Consider the following 18,061-nt stretch of genomic DNA (forward strand, 5'->3'; position numbering starts at 1 on the left):
CACCGCGGAACGACTTCCTGGGAAGGCGGACGTGGACACCCTGATTGACAACCTCGATCTCTGGGGCGATGCGCTGGGCAACACCGTGCTGCTGTTCGTGGTGAGCGGCGTCATGGCGCTGGTCCTCGGGACGATCGTGGGCGCGATGCGCGTCTCGCCCGTGCCGATCGCGCGCGCCGTCGGCACGGCGTACGTCAACCTCGTGCGCAACACGCCGCTGACCCTCATCTTCTTCTTCTTCGCGCTGGGCTTCCCGGCGCTCGACCTCGTCGACCTCAGCTACACCTCGCTGGCGATTCTCGCGCTCGGCTTCTACACGGCCACTTATGTCGCCGAGGCCCTGCGGGCGGGCATCAACACCGTCCCCGTCGGACAGGCCGAGGCAGCCCGCGCGATCGGGCTGCCGTTCGGTCAGGTGATGACGCTCATCGTTCTGCCTCAGGCGTTCCGCTCGATCGTCCCGCCGATGATGAGCGTGTTCATCGCGCTGCTCAAGAACACGACGGTCGCTGCGGGATTCTCGGTCGTGGAGCTCGGCTCGATGCGCGCGAACCTCTCCGAGCGTGGGGAACCGGCGATGGTCGTGCTGCTGTGGATCGCCGGATTCTTCGTCGCGATGGTCCTGCTGCTGTCGTGGCTGCAGCGAACGCTCGAGACCCGATGGAAGGTGCTGCGATGACCTCGGTCCTGTACGACGTCCCGGGTCCGAAGGCGATCCTGCGCAACCGCATCCTCGGCGCGCTCACCGTCGTGGTGCTCATCGCGCTGCTCGCGTGGGTCATCTGGCTGTTCATCGCCTCGGGTCAGTTCACGGCGCAGAAGTGGTCGGTGTTCTCCTACACCTACGTGTGGCAGAACCAGATCCTTCCGGCGCTGGTGCAGACAGTGCTCGCCTTCGCGACGGCGGGTGTCGGCTCCATCGTCTTCGCCTTCGTCCTCGCGGTCGGCCGGCTGTCGGACCACGCGTGGGTGCGCGTGCCGTTCACGGTGATCACCGAGGTGTTCCGCGCCGTCCCGGTTCTGATCATGATGATGATCCTGTACTACGGCCTGCCGTCGATCGGCGTCTCGATGTCGCCGTATGCGGCCGTGGTCATCGCGCTCATCGCCTACAACGGCTCGGTGATCGCCGAGGCGCTGCGCGCCGGCGTCCACTCGCTGCCGCGCGGTCAGAGCGAGGCCGGCTACGCCATCGGCCTGCGCAAGTCGGGCGTCATGACGTTCATCCTGATGCCGCAGGCCGTGCGGGCGATGATGCCCGTCATCCTCGCCCAGCTGGTCGTGTGCCTCAAGGACACCGCGCTCGGCTCGATCATCACGTACGAGGAGCTGCTGTACGTGGCCAAGCTCATCGGCGGCAACCTGCAGACGGGCCGGCCGTACATCCCCGCGGCGATCATCATCGGCGGCATCTACATCGGGATGTGCCTCCTCCTCTCGCTGGTGGCGCGGCTCGTCGAGAAGCGCATGTCGAAGTCGCCGCGTGTGAAGGCCGCTCAGGACGCGATCGCCCCGCGTCTGCACCAGGAGTCGACCATCACCCAGGTCATCGCCCAGCAGGATGCGGACGTGTTCGCTTCGCGCGACGGTGGGGCGGGGCACGGCGACGGCCGCCTCTGACCCGCCGCTGACGACGAACTAGACTCGACTCTCGTGTCCGATGCACCCGAGATCACGCCAGAGGCCGTCGAGGCCGCGGTGGCCGATGCGCTCGCCGCCGTCGCCGCCGCCACCGACACCGCGTCGCTCAAGGCCGCCCGCGCCGCCCACCAGGGGGAGGGCAGCCCGCTCGCCGCGCTGAACGCGCAGATGCGCCACGTCGCCAAGGAGCACAAGGCCGAGTACGGCAAGCTCGTCGGCGCCGCGCGCGGCCGCGTGAACCAGGCGTTCGCGGCGCGCGAGGACGAGCTGGCGCAGGCCGAGCTCGCCGCGCGGCTCGAGGCCGAGCGCATCGACATCACCGCCGTCGCGAGCCGGACCCGCACGGGCGCGCGCCACCCCATGAGCCTGCTGCAGGAGCAGATCAGCGACATCTTCGTGGGCATGGGATGGGAGATCGCGGAGGGCCCCGAGCTCGAGCACGAGTGGTTCAACTTCGACGCCCTCAACCTCGACGAGGACCACCCCGCCCGACAGATGCAGGACACCTTCTTCGTCGATCCGGTCGACCGCCACCTCGTCATGCGCACGCACACGAGCCCCGTGCAGATGCGCTCGATGCTCGAGCGCGACGTGCCGATCTACGTGCTGTGCCCGGGCAAGGTGTACCGCACCGACGAGTTCGACGCGACGCACCTGCCCGTCTTCACGCAGGCCGAGGGCCTGGTCGTCGACAAGGGCATCACGATGGCGCACCTGAAGGGCACGCTCGACCACCTCGCGCGCGAGCTGTTCGGCCCCGAGGCGAAGACCCGCCTGCGCACCAACTACTTCCCGTTCACCGAGCCGAGCGCCGAGTTCGACCTGTGGCACCCGACCTTCAAGGGCGGCGCACGCTGGATCGAGTGGGGCGGCTGCGGCATGGTCAACCCGAACGTGCTGCGCGCGGCGGGGATCGACCCGGAGGTCTACAGCGGCTTCGCGTTCGGGATCGGGATCGAGCGGGCCCTCATGTTCCGCTCGGACGTGCAGGACATGCGCGACATGGCCGAGGGCGATGTGCGCTTCAGCGAGCAGTTCGGGATGGTGGTGTGATGCGCGTCCCGCTTTCGTGGCTGCGTGAGTTCGTCGAGGTCCCTCAGGACGCGACCCCGGAGGACGTCTTCGCGGCGCTCGTGTCGGTCGGCTTCGAGGAGGAGGAGGTCATCTCCTTCGACCTGACGGGGCCGATCGTCGTCGGGAAGGTGCTCGAGTTCGTCGAGGAGCCGCAGTCGAACGGCAAGACGATCCGCTGGTGCCAGGTCGACGTGGGCGAGGCGAACGGCGGCGTGCGCGGCATCGTCTGCGGCGCGTCGAACTTCGTGCAGGGCGACAAGGTCGTCGTGACGCTGCCGGGCGCCGTCTTGCCCGGGCCCTTCCCGATCGCGGCCCGCAAGACCTATGGGCATGTCTCGGACGGCATGATCGCCTCGGCCAAGGAGCTGGGCCTCGGCGACGAGCACTCCGGCATCATCCGGCTCGTCGAGTGGGGGATCGATCCCGAGGTGGGCACGGATGCCATCGCGCTGCTCGGCCTCGACGACGTCGCGGTCGACGTGAACGTCACCCCCGACCGCGGCTACGCCCTGTCGATCCGCGGCCTCGCGCGCGAGTACGCCCTCTCGACGGGCGCGCGCTTCATCGATCCTGGCCTGCGCGACGACGTCGCGGCGGCCTCCGGATTCCCCGTCGCGATCCGCGACGAGGCCCCGATCCGCGGCCGCATCGGCGCGAGCGAGTTCGTCACGCGCGTCGTGCGCGGCGTCGACGCCTCGCGGCCGACACCGCCTTGGATGGTGGCGCGGCTGTCGCTGGCAGGCGTGCGCTCGATCTCGCTGCTCGTCGACATCACCAACTACGTCATGATCGAGCTCGGCCAGCCCATCCACGGCTACGACCTCGACACCCTCGCGGGCGGCATCACCGTGCGCCGTGCGAGCGAGGGGGAGACCCTCGAGACGCTCGACGGCCAGACGCGCACGCTGTTCGCCGAGGACCTGCTCATCACCGACGAGTCCGGCCCGATCGGCCTGGCCGGCGTCATGGGCGGCGCGAAGACGGAGATGAGCGCCGCCACGACGAACGTGCTCGTGGAGGCGGCGACGTTCGATCAGGTCTCGATCGCGCGCACGGCGCGTCGGCACAAGCTGCCGAGCGAGGCGTCGCGCCGCTTCGAGCGCGGCGTCGATCCGCTCATCGCGCCCGTCGCGGCGCAGCGCGTCGTGGACCTCATGGTGGAGCTGGCCGGCGGCACCGCCGACGCGCTCGGCTCGTCGGTCGGCGCCGTCGTCGAGCCCGAGCCCATCGCCCTTCCCGCGGCGTTCGTGCCCGGCCTCATCGGCGTGGACTACGCGCCGGAGCGCATCCGCGAGACGCTCGAGCTCATCGGCTGCGCCGTCGCCGACGCCGCCGACGGCTGGACCGTCACGCCGCCGTCATGGCGCCCGGATCTGACCGACAAGTGGACGCTGGCCGAGGAGGTCGCGCGCGTCGACGACGTCGACAAGGTGCCCTCGATCCTGCCCACCCCGCCCTCGGGCCGCGGATACACACCCGCGCAGCAGGGACGCCGCCGCGTCGCGAACGCCCTCGCCGCGTCCGGCTTCGTCGAGACGCCGTCGTTCCCGTTCGTGTCGGAGGCGCAGAACGACCTGCACGGATCGGCGACCGGGGAGAAGCTGCCGAGCATCCGGCTGGCCAACGCGCTCGACCAGACGGCGCCGTTCCTGCGCCGCTCGCTCGTGCCTGGCCTGCTGCAGACCGCGCACCGCAACCTGTCGCGCGGCATGACCGATCTCGCGCTGTTCGAGGTGGGCAGCGTCTTCCTGCCGGAGCCCGGCGTGGACTACGGCACCGACGTGAACCCGCCGCGCGGGGAGCGCCCCTCGGACGACATGATCGCGCGCCTGCGCGCCGCCGTGCCGCCGCAGCCGCGTCACGTCGCGCTGCTGCTGGCGGGCAACGCCGCGCCCAAGCAGCCGGGCCGCGCGGCCGAGGCCGCGGGCCTCGAGGTCGCGCTCGACGCCGTCCGCACGATCGCGGTGGCGGCGGGCGTCGAGATCGACGTGGCGCAGGGTGCGCGCGCCGCGCTGCACCCGGGCCGCGCGGGCGTGCTGTCGGTCGGCGGCACCGAGGTCGGCTACGTGGGCGAGCTGCTGCCGCAGGTGGCCGCGGACGCCGACCTGCCCGGCCGCGTCACGGTGGCCGAGCTCGATCTCGACCTGCTCCTGTCGCTTGCGGGCGAGCGGGTCGTCGTGGCCTCGCTGTCGACGTATCCCGCCGCCACGCAGGACGTCTCGCTCGTCGTGGATGCCGCGCTGCCGGCCGCCGAGCTGCGCGCCGCGCTGGTCGAGGGCGCGGGGGAGCTGCTCGAGTCGATCCGCCTCGTGGACGACTACCGCGGCGAGGGAGTGGCCGAGGGATCGAAGAGCCTCACGTTCGCGCTGCGCTTCCGTGCCCCCGACCGCACCCTCACGGCGGCCGAGGCGACCGAGGCGAAGCTCGCGGGCGTCTCCCTGGCCGAGACGCGCTTCGACGCCAAGCTCCGCGACTGACCCGCGAGAATCCACTTGCGCGCCGAGAATCCAGTCACCCATGGATTCTCGGCGCGGCGGTGGATTCTCGACGTTCGAGCGCGGCTCGCAGCGTGAGCAGGGGGTGCTCGGATCGCGGGCGGAGAGGGCGCAGGCCAGCGGTTCGCAGGATCGCGTCGAAGGGATCGACGAGGCGAACGTCCGCATGCCCCCAGCGCGCGAACCCGGCGACGTGCCGACGCAGCTCGTCCTCACGCCGTTTCTCCTCCCAGACCGCCGTGGCGCCGTCCCCGTGGGTCCCGTCATACTTCACGCGCCCGTCCGCTTCGCCGATCACGCGCTCCTCGGGCCAGAACATGTCGGCGCGGTAGTGCAAGCCGTCGCTCGGATGGAAGGCCACCTGCAGGTCGGGCTGCGGGTACCCGAGCCACTCGATGACCGCGCGGCTGATCGACTCGAGCGCGCTCTCCGCGAGCGGCGTGGCGCGCTCGAGCGCCCAGCGAGCCGCGGCGCGGCCGCGGCTGCTCGCGCGATCCTCGTTCCGCGCGAGGAGCAGGTCGTGCGCACCCCCTCCGATTGATCGCAGCACGGCATCGGCGGTCATCAGGGCGATGGCAGGATGCCGTGCGCGTGCAATGTCGACCGCGAGCTCTTCCGGTGCGACGACGAGGATGCCGTCCTCGCGGCGCATCCGCCTCTCTTCGCCGGTCACGTGGAAACGCACGCCCGCGACCCGTCGACCCGCCGCGGTGCCCGGGGAGAGGACATGCACGTCATCGAGGCGACCGGCGACGGGGAGCCCGTAGAGCACCGCCGCTGCCTCGAGCATGAAGATGGCGTCGGGATGCGTGGCGGCGTAGGCGTGCACCCGAGCGAGATAGCGCTCCGACGGGCGCAGCGTGTGCCACGCGGCCGCGGGTGCGAACACACCGCGACTCACACGATGCAGCTCACCGCGCCGATGAGCCGCGTCCAGGCGGGAAGCCGAGTCTGCCCGGCGGAGAAGCGGAAGGGGCGCAGGACGCAGGGACCCCGAACGCATATCGACTCGTGCCATGCACCCACGCTCGCGCCTGCCTCGCCCTCGCCCCCGCGTTCCCCCTCAACCTGTGGACAGAATCCGCCCCACACCCCCCTGTGAACGCGCGCCGCCCCGCTTCCTCCGCTTCGCTGAGAATCCACTTGCGCGCCGAGAATCCAAGCGCCCGTGGATTCTCGGCGCGGGGTTGGATTCTCGCGGATCAGCGGATCAGCGGATCAGCGGATCGGCGGATCAGCCGGTCAGCGGGAGGGCCAGCGCCAGGGCGGTGCCTCGAGGGGCAGCTGGCCGACGACGCGCGTGCCCTCGCCCGTCGAGGTGAGCTCGACGCGCTCGCCGCCTGCGGCCTCCAGCGCCGCGGCGAGCCGGGCCGCATGCGTCACGACGAGCACCTGGGTCTCGTCCGACGCCTCGCGGATGAGCGCGGCGAGCGGATCGAGCAGGTCGGGGTGCAGGCTGGACTCCGGCTCGTTGAGCACGATGAGCGGGGCCGGGCGCGCGGGCCGCAGGGCCGCGATCAGCAGCAGGTAGCGCAGCGTGCCGTCCGACAGCTCCGCCGCCTCGAGCGGGCGCAGCAGCCCCCGCTGGTGCATGCGCAGGCGGAAGCGCCCGTCCTCGCCGGTCTCGACGGCGACGCGGGCGCCCGGAAAAGCCGCGGCGACGTCGGCGGCCAGATCGAGCCCCGCGTCCTCGGCGGACGCCCACGTGGCCGCGAGGTCGGCGCCGTCGTGCGCGAGGTGGCGCACGCGCGTGCCGACCTGCGGCTGCCGCGCGGGCGCGTCCCTGTCGGTGCGGAAGTGGTCGTAGAAGCGCCACGATGACAGCGTGCGGCGCAGCGCGAGCAGCTCGGGGCCCGCGTCGGTGTCGGCCACGTCGGTCAGGATCGACTCGTGCGGCGCAAGGGCGCCCGGCAGCGCGCGCCACGCGTCCTCGCGCACCCGCACGCCCGCGCGGTCGCGGTCCACGAACGTCGTCGCCGGCTTCGCGAGCGGCCCCGCGAACACCTGCTCGCGCTTGATCTCCGCATCGCGCACGAACAGCGAGCGCGAGTCGATCTGCGGCAGCCCCAGGTCGACGAGATAGCCGAGCTCCTCGGAGGCGAAGCCGAGCCGCAGCGACACCGGCCCGCGCCGCACCGTCCCGCTCGCCGATCCCGGCGTCTCGGGCCCGGCCCACAGCGCCGACGACAGCCCGCCCTCCTCGGCGAGAGCGGCGATCGTGCGCCCCTGCGCGGCGGCGGCCAGCAGGCGCAGCGACCGGTACAGGCTGCTCTTGCCCGATCCGTTCCCTCCCGTCACGACGGTCGCCCTGCCCAGCGGCACGACGAGATCGACGAGGGAGCGGTAGCCGGCCACGGCAAGAGCGGTGATCACCCGCCCATCCTGCCGCGCGCCGCCGACATCCGCGGGCCCAGGCCCTGCCGTGCTCGCCGCGCAGCGGCACGAAGCGCACGGGGCCCAGATCGTCCGGCTCCTCGCGGTCGCCGCGGCGCGTGACGCGCACGAGCTGCTGCCAGCCCGCATGGCGCTCCCGCGGCATGACGATGCGCCCGCCGTCCGCGAGCTGCGCGCGCCACGGCGGCGGGATGTCGGGGGCCGCAGCGGCGGAGAGGATCGCGTCGAAGGGCGCGTGCTCCGGCAGCCCGCGCGAGCCGTCGCCGACGACGACGCGCACGTGGGCCGCGCTCGCGGCGTCGAGCGCCGCCCGCGCCCGCTCCGCGAGGTCGGGCACGTACTCCACCGACCACACCCGCGCGCCCATCGCCGCATACACCGCCGCCGCGTAGCCCGATCCGGTGCCGACGTCGAGCACGCGGTCGCCGGGGGAGATCCGCGCGGCCTCCGCCGTGAGCGCCACGATGAACGGCTGCGAGATCGTCTGGCCGTGCCCGATCGGCAACGGGGAATCGGCGTAGGCGTCGTCGGCGAGGTGATCGGGCACGAAGAGCTCGCGGGGCACGCGCGCCATCGCGTCGAGCACGCGGGCGTCGCGGATGCCGCGCGCCCTGAGGTGCCGCGCGACCATCCGCTCCCGCGCCGCGTCGTGCGGCGAGGAGGGCCCGGGTCCGGACGATTCACTCATGCGCACACCCCGTGATCCACGGTACGCGCGCCGTCGCGCCGCGGACAGGCGCCGTGCTAGCCTGCCGCACATGACCTCGACCGCGATGGATGCGCAGCTCGTTCCGAGCAGCGCCGTCGCGCTCCGACGTCCGCGCGCCCGCCGAATCTAGGCGGCCCGCGACGTGCCGGCGTGTCCGGGGGAGCGGTGCCGCCGTTGATCAGGCACCCATTCCCACGGACATAAGGTAGAGATCATGACCTATTCGGTCGCCGTCTCCGGCGCATCTGGCTACGCGGGTGGGGAGATCCTGCGCCTGCTCGCCGAGCACCCCGACGTCGAGATCCGCACGGTCACCGCCCATTCGAACGCGGGCGACCCGCTCATCGCGCACCAGCCGCACCTGCGCTCGCTGCGTCACCTCGAGCTGCAGCCCACGACGCCCGAGACGCTCTCGGGCCACGACGTCGTCTTCCTCGCGCTGCCGCACGGGCAGTCGGGCCAGTACACCGACGCGCTCGGCGATGCCGCGCTCGTCATCGACGCGGGCGCGGATCACCGCCTCACCTCGCGCGAGGACTGGGACGCCTTCTACGGCGGCGGCTTCCACGACGCGTGGGCCTACGGCGTGCCAGAGCTGATCGTCGGCGGCGCCAAGCAGCGCGAGACCCTGCGGGGCGCGACGCGCATCGCCGCCCCGGGCTGCAACGCCTCGACGGTGTCGCTGAGCATGGCCCCGGGCGTCGCGGCGGGCGTGATCGACCCCGGCGACATCGTCGCGGTGCTCGCGGTCGGGCCCTCCGGCGCGGGCAAGAGCCTCAAGCCGCACCTGCTGGGCAGCGAGATCCTCGGCACGGCCAACCCGTATGCCGTCGGCGGCACGCACCGGCACATCCCCGAGATCCGGCAGGCGCTGCGGGCGGCGGGGGCCGCCGACCCGCGCGTGTCGTTCACCCCGGTGATCGTGCCGATGGCGCGCGGCATCCTCGCCACGACGAGCGCCCCCATCGCGCCCGGTGCGAGCGATGCCGACATCCGCGGCGCGTGGGAGGCCGCCTACGGCGACGAGACCTTCGTGCAGCTGCTGCCCGAGGGGCAGATGCCCCGCACGGCCGACGTGCTCGGCGCGAACACCGCGCTGATGGGGCTGGCGATCGACCGGGCCGCGAACCGCGTGGTCGTCGTCGCGGCGGTCGACAACCTCACGAAGGGGACCGCGGGGGCCGCGATCCAGTCCATGAACCTCGCGCTGGGCCTGCCCGAGGGCACTGCGCTGACCGTGAACGGAGTGGCGCCGTGAGCGTGACCGCACCCGCAGGATTCGAGGCGGCCGGGGTCGCCGCCGGGCTGAAGTCGACCGGGAAGCCGGACGTGGCCGTCGTCGTCAACCGCGGTCCGCTCAAGACCGGCGCCGCCGTGTTCACGAGCAACCGCGCCAAGGCCAACCCGATCCTGTGGTCGCAGGAGGCCATCAAGGACGGCGCCGTCGAGGCGGTCGTGCTGAACTCCGGCGGTGCCAACTGCTTCACGGGATCGTTCGGCTTCCAGACCACGCACCAGACCGCCGAGAGGGCGGCCGAGCTGCTGGGCGTGAGCGCCGGCGACGTGCTCGTGTGCTCGACGGGGCTGATCGGCACGGGCGACGAGGTCTTCCGCGCCAGGGTGCTCGCCGGAACGGAGGCCGCGATCGGCGCGCTGTCGGCCGGCGGCGGCGCCGACGCGGCCGCCGCCATCATGACGACCGACACCGTGCCGAAGACCGCCGTGCGGCGCGGCGACGGATGGACGATCGGCGGCTTGGCGAAGGGCGCCGGCATGCTCGCGCCGGGCCTGGCGACGATGCTCGTCGTGCTCACGACCGACGCCGTGCTCACACCCGAGCAGGCCGATGGGCACCTGCGCGCCGCGACCCGCGTGACGTTCGACCGGCTCGACTCCGACGGCGCCATGTCGACGAACGACCAGGTGACGCTCCTGGCGAGCGGCGCCGCGGGCGTCGAGCCGGACGGCGAGGCGTTCCGCGCCGCGCTCACCGAGCTGTGCGCGGATCTCGCCACCCAGCTCATGGCCGACGCGGAGGGCGCGAGCCACGAGATCACGATCGAGGTGCGTGGTGCCGCCACCGAGGAAGACGCCGTCGAGGTGGGCCGCGCGCTCGCCCGCAACGGCCTCTTCAAGACCGCGATCTTCGGCAACGACCCCAACTGGGGCCGCGTGCTCGCGGCGATCGGCACGACGAGCGCCGCCTTCGACCCCTACAACGTGGACGTGTGGATGAACGGCGTGCGCGTGTGCAGCCAGGGCGGCCCGGATCGCCCGCGCGAGGAGGTCGACCTCACGCCGCGCGCGACGCGCGTCGAGATCGACCTGTTCGCGGGCGACGCCTCCGCCGTCATCCTGACGAACGACCTCACCCACGCGTACGTCCACGAGAACAGCGCCTACAGCTCATGAGCGAGATCGACCTGCAGCACACCACGCCCGAGGAGGCCGCCTTCAAGGCGACCACCCTCATCGAGTCGCTGCCGTGGCTCAAGCAGTACCGCGACGAGGTGGTCGTCGTGAAGTACGGCGGCAACGCGATGATCAGCGAGGAGCTGCAGGACGCCTTCGCCGAGGACATCGCGTACCTGCGCTATGTCGGCATCAAGCCGGTCGTCGTGCACGGCGGCGGACCGCAGATCTCGAGCATGCTCGACCGGCTGGCGATCCCCAGCGAGTTCAAGGGCGGCTACCGCGTCACCTCGACCGAGGCGATCTCCGTCGTGCGCATGGTGCTGACGGGCCAGATCAACCCGCAGCTGGTGGCGAAGATCAACTCGCACGGTCCCTTCGCCGTCGGCCTGTCGGGCGAGGACGCGGCGCTGTTCGGCGGCCGCCGCCGCGGCGTCGTCATCGACGGCGTCGAGCAGAGCCTGGGCCGCGTCGGCGACGTCGTCCAGGTCGACCCGACCCCCGTGGTCGATCACCTCAAGGCGGATCGGATCCCCGTGGTCGCGGGCGTCGCGCCGGACCTCGACAACCCGGGGCAGACGCTCAACATCAACGCCGACGCCGCCGCCTCCGCCCTCGCCCGGGCGCTCGGCGCGAAGAAGCTCGTCATCCTGACGGACGTCCCCGGCCTGTACGCCGACTGGCCCAACCGCGACTCGCTCGTCTCGCACCTGCGCGCGGCCGAGCTGCGCGAGCTCATGCCCAAGCTGGAATCGGGCATGATCCCGAAGATGCAGGCGTGCCTCGACGCGGTCGAGGGCGGCGTGCAGAAGGCGTCGATCATCGACGGCCGGGTGGCCCACTCGGTCCTCGTCGAGCTGTTCACCAGCGAGGGCATCGGAACGGAGGTCTCGGCATGACGAACGCGGACTGGAAGGCGGCCGCCGAGCGCGACCTCATGAACCTGGGCGCGCGCCCGCGGCTGTTCGAGCGCGGCGAGGGCTCCCACGTGTGGGACGACGAGGGCACCCGCTACCTCGACTTCCTCGGCGGCATCGCCGTGAACGGCCTCGGGCACGCGCACCCCGTGTTCGTCGAGGCGGTCTCGCGCCAGGCGGCCACGCTCGCCCACGTGTCGAACTACTTCACCTCGGGCCCGCAGCTCGAGCTCGCCGCCCGCCTGAAGCGGCTCGCCGGCACGGGCGAGTCCGGCCGCGTGTTCCTCGCCAACTCCGGCAGCGAGGCCAACGAGACGGCCATCAAGCTCGCGCGCCTGCACGGCAACCCGCGCGGCGCCCAGACGATCCTGTGCCTCGAGGGCGCCTTCCACGGCCGCACCACGGGCGCGCTCTCGCTCACGCCCAAGGCCGCGTACCAGGATCCGTTCGCGCCCCTGCTGCCGGGCGCCACGCCCATCGCGCGCACGATCGACGCGCTCGAGGCCGCCTTCGCCGCCGGCGGCGTCGCGGCGATCGTCATCGAGCCGATCCAGGGCGAGGCGGGCGTGCGCGAGCTGCCCGCCGGCTTCCTCGCCCGCGCCAGGGAGCTGGCGACGGAGCACGACGCGCTGCTCATCCTCGACGAGGTGCAGACCGGATCGGGCCGGACGGGGGAGTGGTTCGCCTTCCAGCTGCCCGGCATGCTGCCGGAGGGCGCGCTGCCCGACGCGGTGACCTTCGCCAAGAGCGTCGCGGCGGGCTTCCCGCTCGGCGGCCTCATCACGTTCGGCGCGGCGAGCGAGCTGTTCTACCCCGGCACCCACAACTCCACCTTCGGCGGCAACCCGCTCGCCGCGCACGTCGCGAACGCGGTGCTCGGCCACATCGAGGACGAGGGGCTGCTCGCGAACGTCGCGGCCCGCGGCGCGCAGCTGCGCGAGGCGGTCGAGGCCCTCCCGCTCGTGACGGGCACGCGGGGCGCCGGCCTGCTCATCGGCATCGCGCTGTCGGCGCCCGTGGCCGGCGATGTCGTCGCGGCGGCGCTGGAGCGCGGCCTGATCGTGAACGCCCCGGCGCCCGGCACCATCCGCATCGCGCCCGCGTACACGATCGGGGACGCAGAGATCGAGGAGTTCCTCACCCTCTTCCGCGACGCGCTCGCCGCCGTCGCCGACCGCCAGACCCAGGAGACCGCCGCATGACCCGCCACTTCCTGCGCGACGACAGCATCACGCCCGCCGAGCAGGCCGAGATCCTCGATCTCGCGGCGCGGCTGAAGGCCGACCGCTGGTCGGAGCGGCCGCTCGAGGGCCCCCAGACGGTGGCGGTCATCTTCGACAAGTCCTCCACCCGCACCCGGGTCTCGTTCGCCGTCGGCATCGCCGACCTCGGGGGGATCCCTCTCATCATCTCGACGGCCAACAGCCAGCTGGGCGGCAAGGAGACGCCCGCCGACACGGCGCGCGTGCTCGAGCGCCAGGTGGCCGCGATCGTGTGGCGCACCTACGCGCAGGCGGGCCTCGAGGAGATGGCCGAGGGCACGCGCGTGCCCGTCGTCAACGCGCTCAGCGACGACTTCCACCCGTGCCAGCTGCTCGCCGACCTGCTCACCATCCGCGAGCACAAGGGCGAGCTCAAGGGCCTCACGCTGTCGTTCTTCGGCGACGGCCGCAGCAACATGGCGCACTCGTACGCGCTCGCGGGCGCCATGGCGGGCATGCACGTGCGCATCGCCTCGCCCGAGTCGTACGCCCCGCGCGAGGACATCGTGGCCGACGCCGACCGGATCGGCGCCCAGACGGGCGGATCCGTCACGCTCCTGACCGATCCGCTCGAGGCCGCGGCCGGCGCCGACGTGGTCGTGACCGACACGTGGGTGTCGATGGGCAAGGAGGAGGAGAAGCTCGCGCGGCTGCGCGACCTCGGGGCGTACAAGGTGACGCAGGAGACGATGTCCCTCGCCGATCCCGGCGCCGTCTTCATCCACTGCCTGCCCGCCGATCGCGGCTACGAGGTCGACGCCGACGTGATCGACGGCCCGCAGAGCGTCATCTGGGACGAGGCCGAGAACCGCCTGCACGCCCAGAAGGCGCTGCTCGTCTGGCTGCTGAAGCAGCAGTGACATGACGGCGGGCCCGGTGGCGCGCGGGGCGTGGCTCCGCCGCAATTGGGCACGCCTCGACGGCCGCGGCCGCGAGGCCGGCGTCGATCTGGCACGCGGGATCGCGATGATCGGCATGTTCGCGGCCCACATGGTGGAGCTGCCGGCGTTCCGCTGGACCGAGCCGGCGAGCTGGCCGGGAATCGCGAACGGGCACTCGTCGATCCTCTTCGCCACGCTGGCCGGCGTCTCGATCGCCCTCGTCACGGGCGGGCCGCGCGGCATCGACCCGCACGCCGCGACCGCGGCCCGGTGGCGCCTCGTCGTGCGCGCGCTGTGCATCTGGACCCTCGGCGTCCTCCTCGCCGCCACCCCCGTGCCGATCATCGTGATCCTGCCCGCGTACGGGATCCTGTTCCTCCTCGCCGTGCCCGCGATCCGCTGGCGCCCGCCCGCCCTGTTCGCGGCGGCGGCGGTCATCGCGCTCGCCGCGCCGTTCGCCGTGCACGCCATCGACGCGGCGCCGTTCTGGGACACCGCGTCGGGCATCGCCGTGGACGGCGCGCTCGGATGGAACTACCCGTTCCTGCTGTGGGCGGCGTTCGTCGCGCTGGGGCTCGGGATCGGCCGGCTGCGGCTGCGCGAACCGGGCACCGCGCTGCTGCTGCTCGCCGCGGGAATCGTGCTCACGGCCCTCGGCGAGGGCGTGGTCGCGCCCTGGGCCGCGACCGACGGGTGGCGCGCCGCGCTCGACGGGCAGCCGCACTCGAGCGGCGTCGGCGAGGCCGTCGGCTCCGGCGGCGTCGCGATGGCCGCGATCGCGCTGTGCGTGCTGCTGTGCCGCACGCCGCTGCGGTGGCTCGCCCTGCCGCTGCGCGCGGTGGGATCGATGCCGCTGAGCGCCTACACGGCGCAGTTCGTCGTGTGGGTCGCGGTCGCCGGATCCAGCCCCGATCCGCTCGCCTTCCGCGCCACCGAGCCGTTCTGGCCGTTCACGATCGCGACGATCCTCGCCTGCACGGCATGGGCGGTGCTCGTCGGTCGCGGGCCGCTGGAATGGGGGATCGGCCGCCTCGCGGGCCTGGCCGCGGGCGACGGGCGAGGCCGCGCGGGCACACGCCCTAGGCTGGACGCGTGAGCACGAGCGGACACGGCACGAACGAGGGAGCCCTCTGGGGCGGACGATTCGCGAGCGGTCCCTCGCCCGAGCTGCAGGAGCTCAGCCGCTCCACCCACTTCGACTGGGCGCTCGCGCTCTACGACCTGCGCGGCTCGCACGCGCACGCGAAAGCGCTCGCCGCCGCCGGCTACCTCACGGCCGACGAGGAGCGGCGCATGCACGAGGGCCTCGACGCCCTCGCCGCGCGCATCCAGGACGGCACCCTGCGCCCGCGCCCCGAGGACGAGGACGTGCACGGCGCGCTCGAGGCCGCGCTCATCGCCGAGGTCGGCGCCGATCTGGGCGGGCGCCTGCGCGCCGGGCGCAGCCGCAACGACCAGATCGCCACCCTCGTGCGGATGTACCTCATCGACCACGCGCGCATCGTGGCCAGGGAGGTGCTCGCGCTCGTCGACGCCCTCGTGGCGCAGGCCGATGCGCATCCGGCGGCGATCATGCCGGGCCGCACGCACCTGCAGCACGCGCAGCCGGTGCTGCTCGCGCACCACCTGCAGGCCCACGCGTGGCCGCTCGTGCGCGATCTCGAGCGCCTGCGCGACTGGCGCGCCCGGGCCGGGGCATCGCCGTACGGCGGGGGAGCGCTGGCCGGATCCACCCTCGGGCTCGACCCGCAGCTGGTGGCGACCGAGCTCGGCCTCGACCGTCCGTCCGAGAACTCGCTCGACGGCACCGCGGCGCGCGACGTCGTGGCGGAGTTCGCGTACATCGCGGCGCAGATCGGCCTCGACCTGTCGCGCCTGGCGGAGGAGATCATCCTCTGGAACACGCGCGAGTTCGGCTTCGTCACGCTCGACGACGGCTACTCGACCGGATCGAGCATCATGCCGCAGAAGAAGAACCCCGACATCGCCGAGCTCGCGCGCGGCAAGTCGGGCCGCCTCATCGGCAATCTCACGGGCCTGCTCGCCACGCTCAAGGCGCTGCCCCTGGCGTACAACCGCGACCTGCAGGAGGACAAGGAGCCGGTCTTCGACTCGGTCACGACCCTCGAGGTGCTGCTGCCCGCGTTCACCGGCATGGTCGCGACCCTCCGCTTCGACACCGACCGGATGGCGCAGCTCGCGCCGGAGGGCTTCTCGCTCGCCACCGACGTCGCCGAGTGGCTCGTGAAGCGGCGCGTGCCGTTCCGCGACGCGCACGAGATCTCCGGCGCCCTCGTCCGCGCGTGCGAGGAGCGCGGGATCGGGCTGGAGGACGCGGACGACGCGCTGCTCGCCTCGGTCTCGGAGCACCTCACGCCGGAGGTGCGCGAGGTGCTGACGATCGAGGGATCCGTCGGTTCGCGCGCCGGCGTCGGCGGCACCGCGCCCGAGCGGGTGGCCGAGCAGCGCGCCGAGCTCGTCGCCCGCGCGCAGCGGGCGGTGCACGCGCTCGGTCTGTGAGGCACGCGCGCGAGGCGCTCGCGAGGTGTGAACGGGCCGCTCGCCGGGCCGTTTAGGCTGGAGCGGTGACCGCAGTGACCGACGTCGCCGTGCAGGCGAACGACCCGACGTTCGACAACGTCTTCGACGAGCTGGTGTGGCGTGGCCTCGTCCACGTCTCGACCGATCCGGACGCGCTGCGCGAGCTGCTCGGCGGCGACCCGATCGTCTACTACTGCGGCTTCGATCCGACCGCGCCGAGCCTGCACCTGGGCAACCTCGTGCAGTTGCTCACCATGCGCCGGCTGCAGCTGGCCGGGCACCGGCCGCTGGGCCTCGTGGGCGGCGCGACCGGGCTCATCGGCGACCCGAAGCCGACGGCCGAGCGCACGCTGAACGACTCGGAGACGGTGGCGACGTGGGTGGCCCGGCTGCGCAGGCAGGTGGAGCGGTTCCTCAGCTTCGAGGGAGACAACGCCGCGCGCATCGTGAACAACCTCGACTGGACCGCGCCGCTGAGCGCCATCGACTTCCTGCGCGACATCGGCAAGCACTTCCGCGTCGGCACGATGCTGAAGAAGGACTCGGTGAGCGCGCGGCTGAACTCCGAATCGGGCATCAGCTACACGGAGTTCAGCTACCAGATCCTGCAGGGCATGGACTTCCTGCAGCTGTACCGCCAGTACGGCTGCGTGCTGCAGACGGGCGGCTCGGATCAGTGGGGCAATCTCACCAGCGGCACCGATCTCGTGCACCGCGTCGAGGGCACCTCGGTGCACGCGATCGGCACGCCGCTCATCACGGACGCTGACGGCAAGAAGTTCGGCAAGAGCGAGGGCAACGCGATCTGGCTCGATCCGGAGATGTGCAGCCCGTACGCGATGTACCAGTTCTGGCTCAACGCCGACGACTCGATCGTCGTGACGCTGCTCAAGGTCTTCACGTTCCTCACGCGCGCCGAGATCGAGGAGCTGGCCGCGCAGGTCGAGGCAGAGCCCTTCCGCCGCGCCGCCCAGAAGCGCCTCGCCCTCGAGGTGACGACGACCGTGCACGGTGCCGATGCCGCGGCGAAGGCGATCGCGGCCTCGGAGGCGCTGTTCGGCAGGGGCGACCTGACCGCGCTGGATGCGAGCACGCTCGCGTCGGCGCTGAGCGAGCTGCCGAACGCGACGGTCCCGGCGGGGACGCCGGTGCTGCAGGTGCTCGTCGAGACGGGACTCGTCGCGTCGCTGTCCGAGGGGCGGCGCGCCATCGCGCAGGGCGGCGTCTCGATCGACGGGGTCAAGGTCGAGACCGAGGACGCGACCGTGCCGGGCGGGCTGCCCGGGGGAGTGTCGGTGCTGCGCCGCGGCAAGAAGGCGCTCGCCGGCGTCTTCGTGCGCGCCTGACCCGCGCGGTCGCGGGCGACACGCCGTCGGGGCGGCCCGATTTGCCCGCTCCCGGGGATCCGCGTAATGTATTCCCTTGTCGCCGCCAAGCGGTGAGGTTGAGCCGGAAGGCTCCCACCCCAAGCAAGCGACACTCCCACCCGAACAGATGGCCTTGAGTCATCCGGTCTCGCGACCTAGGATGGGAGATCTCACTCCCGAGAGGCAGTCGAGCGACACGGCGTGTCGGTTTGACAGCCGGGCGGAGTGGGATAAGATAGTGAAGTTGCCCCGGAGGGCTGCAGGGGGACCTGCAGGGCTGGGTGCGTCCGATCCTTGAGAACTCAACAGCGTGCACTTGTCAAATGCCAAATAACCTCGTCGGCTGACTTCGGTCAGTCGTGAGATTC

14 protein-coding genes and 1 pseudogene are annotated in these 18,061 nt (G+C 72.4%); 12 read left to right on the top strand and 3 right to left on the bottom strand.

Translation table 11 applies throughout. The features are described 5' to 3' along the window. The first annotated feature begins 31 nt into the window (after positions 1 to 31). Genes ACYVJ0_RS08555 through pheT form a run of 4 tightly spaced genes read left to right on the top strand, consistent with a single transcriptional unit; the run spans position 32 to position 5,192 of the window. Positions 32 to 679, top strand: a complete 648-nt coding sequence (locus tag ACYVJ0_RS08555; RefSeq protein WP_449855036.1) for an amino acid ABC transporter permease — start codon at positions 32 to 34, stop codon at positions 677 to 679. Further along, on the top strand, positions 676 to 1,620 hold the full coding sequence (locus tag ACYVJ0_RS08560; protein ID WP_460817257.1) for an amino acid ABC transporter permease: 945 nt from the start codon (positions 676 to 678) through the stop codon (positions 1,618 to 1,620). Before ACYVJ0_RS08555 ends, ACYVJ0_RS08560 begins: the two co-directional genes overlap by 4 nt. 33 nt (positions 1,621 to 1,653) lie before the next feature. Beyond that, positions 1,654 to 2,694, top strand: a complete 1,041-nt coding sequence (gene pheS, locus ACYVJ0_RS08565) for a phenylalanine--tRNA ligase subunit alpha (protein ID WP_449855034.1) — start codon at positions 1,654 to 1,656, stop codon at positions 2,692 to 2,694. Continuing rightward, the gene (gene pheT, locus ACYVJ0_RS08570) at positions 2,694 to 5,192 is read left to right on the top strand and encodes a phenylalanine--tRNA ligase subunit beta (RefSeq protein WP_460817259.1); all 2,499 of its coding nucleotides are present in this window, start codon (positions 2,694 to 2,696) and stop codon (positions 5,190 to 5,192) included. Before pheS ends, pheT begins: the two co-directional genes overlap by 1 nt. Positions 5,193 to 5,226: 34 nt before the next feature. Here pheT and ACYVJ0_RS08575 read toward each other — a convergent pair whose 3' ends face one another. The 3 genes and pseudogenes from ACYVJ0_RS08575 to ACYVJ0_RS08585 form a co-directional block, all read right to left on the bottom strand. Then, positions 5,227 to 6,099, bottom strand: a complete 873-nt coding sequence (locus ACYVJ0_RS08575; protein WP_449855032.1) for a hypothetical protein — start codon at positions 6,097 to 6,099, stop codon at positions 5,227 to 5,229. A 353-nt stretch (positions 6,100 to 6,452) separates the two neighbouring features. Then, positions 6,453 to 7,583 carry an AAA family ATPase gene (locus tag ACYVJ0_RS08580; protein ID WP_460817261.1) on the bottom strand — a complete coding sequence of 377 codons (1,131 nt, stop codon included), beginning with the start codon at positions 7,581 to 7,583 and terminating at the stop codon, positions 6,453 to 6,455. A 106-nt stretch (positions 7,584 to 7,689) separates the two neighbouring features. Further along, a pseudogene (locus ACYVJ0_RS08585) lies at positions 7,690 to 8,364 on the bottom strand (protein-L-isoaspartate(D-aspartate) O-methyltransferase); the annotation flags it as partial. A gap of 163 nt (positions 8,365 to 8,527) precedes the next feature. Between ACYVJ0_RS08585 and argC the strand changes: the two are divergent. The 8 genes from argC to tyrS all read left to right on the top strand — a co-directional run bounded on the left by argC (position 8,528) and on the right by tyrS (position 17,672). Next, positions 8,528 to 9,571, top strand: coding sequence for an N-acetyl-gamma-glutamyl-phosphate reductase (gene argC, locus ACYVJ0_RS08590; protein ID WP_460817262.1), 1,044 nt, complete (start codon positions 8,528 to 8,530; stop codon positions 9,569 to 9,571). Beyond that, positions 9,568 to 10,725, top strand: a complete 1,158-nt coding sequence (argJ, locus tag ACYVJ0_RS08595) for a bifunctional glutamate N-acetyltransferase/amino-acid acetyltransferase ArgJ (RefSeq protein WP_460817264.1) — start codon at positions 9,568 to 9,570, stop codon at positions 10,723 to 10,725. Before argC ends, argJ begins: the two co-directional genes overlap by 4 nt. Beyond that, positions 10,722 to 11,624 (top strand): acetylglutamate kinase, encoded by a 903-nt coding sequence (gene argB, locus ACYVJ0_RS08600; RefSeq protein ID WP_449855027.1) that lies wholly within the window; start codon positions 10,722 to 10,724, stop codon positions 11,622 to 11,624. Before argJ ends, argB begins: the two co-directional genes overlap by 4 nt. Next, on the top strand, positions 11,621 to 12,844 hold the full coding sequence (locus ACYVJ0_RS08605) for an acetylornithine transaminase (RefSeq protein WP_460817266.1): 1,224 nt from the start codon (positions 11,621 to 11,623) through the stop codon (positions 12,842 to 12,844). Before argB ends, ACYVJ0_RS08605 begins: the two co-directional genes overlap by 4 nt. Further along, positions 12,841 to 13,764 carry an ornithine carbamoyltransferase gene (gene argF, locus ACYVJ0_RS08610; protein WP_449855025.1) on the top strand — a complete coding sequence of 308 codons (924 nt, stop codon included), beginning with the start codon at positions 12,841 to 12,843 and terminating at the stop codon, positions 13,762 to 13,764. Before ACYVJ0_RS08605 ends, argF begins: the two co-directional genes overlap by 4 nt. A 1-nt stretch (position 13,765) precedes the next feature. Further along, positions 13,766 to 14,881 carry a heparan-alpha-glucosaminide N-acetyltransferase domain-containing protein gene (locus ACYVJ0_RS08615; protein ID WP_460817267.1) on the top strand — a complete coding sequence of 372 codons (1,116 nt, stop codon included), beginning with the start codon at positions 13,766 to 13,768 and terminating at the stop codon, positions 14,879 to 14,881. Beyond that, the gene (gene argH, locus ACYVJ0_RS08620) at positions 14,878 to 16,305 is read left to right on the top strand and encodes an argininosuccinate lyase (protein WP_460817269.1); all 1,428 of its coding nucleotides are present in this window, start codon (positions 14,878 to 14,880) and stop codon (positions 16,303 to 16,305) included. Before ACYVJ0_RS08615 ends, argH begins: the two co-directional genes overlap by 4 nt. 65 nt (positions 16,306 to 16,370) lie before the next feature. Next, entirely contained in the window at positions 16,371 to 17,672 is a 1,302-nt protein-coding gene (gene tyrS, locus ACYVJ0_RS08625) for a tyrosine--tRNA ligase (protein ID WP_460817270.1), read from the top strand. Positions 17,673 to 18,061: the final 389 nt, after the last annotated feature.

The sequence above is a fragment of the Microbacterium petrolearium genome (genome assembly GCF_054782875.1).

What these genes read in the sequence shown, in the direction of transcription:
- ACYVJ0_RS08560 (WP_460817257.1), top strand. Translation starts at nt 676, where the DNA reads ATGACCTCGGTCCTGTACGACGTCCCGGGTCCGAAGGCGATCCTGCGC.
- pheT (WP_460817259.1), top strand. Translation starts at nt 2,694, where the DNA reads ATGCGCGTCCCGCTTTCGTGGCTGCGTGAGTTCGTCGAGGTCCCTCAG.
- argC (WP_460817262.1), top strand. Translation starts at nt 8,528, where the DNA reads ATGACCTATTCGGTCGCCGTCTCCGGCGCATCTGGCTACGCGGGTGGG.
- argB (WP_449855027.1), top strand. Translation starts at nt 10,722, where the DNA reads ATGAGCGAGATCGACCTGCAGCACACCACGCCCGAGGAGGCCGCCTTC.
- ACYVJ0_RS08605 (WP_460817266.1), top strand. Translation starts at nt 11,621, where the DNA reads ATGACGAACGCGGACTGGAAGGCGGCCGCCGAGCGCGACCTCATGAAC.
- argF (WP_449855025.1), top strand. Translation starts at nt 12,841, where the DNA reads ATGACCCGCCACTTCCTGCGCGACGACAGCATCACGCCCGCCGAGCAG.
- ACYVJ0_RS08615 (WP_460817267.1), top strand. Translation starts at nt 13,766, where the DNA reads ATGACGGCGGGCCCGGTGGCGCGCGGGGCGTGGCTCCGCCGCAATTGG.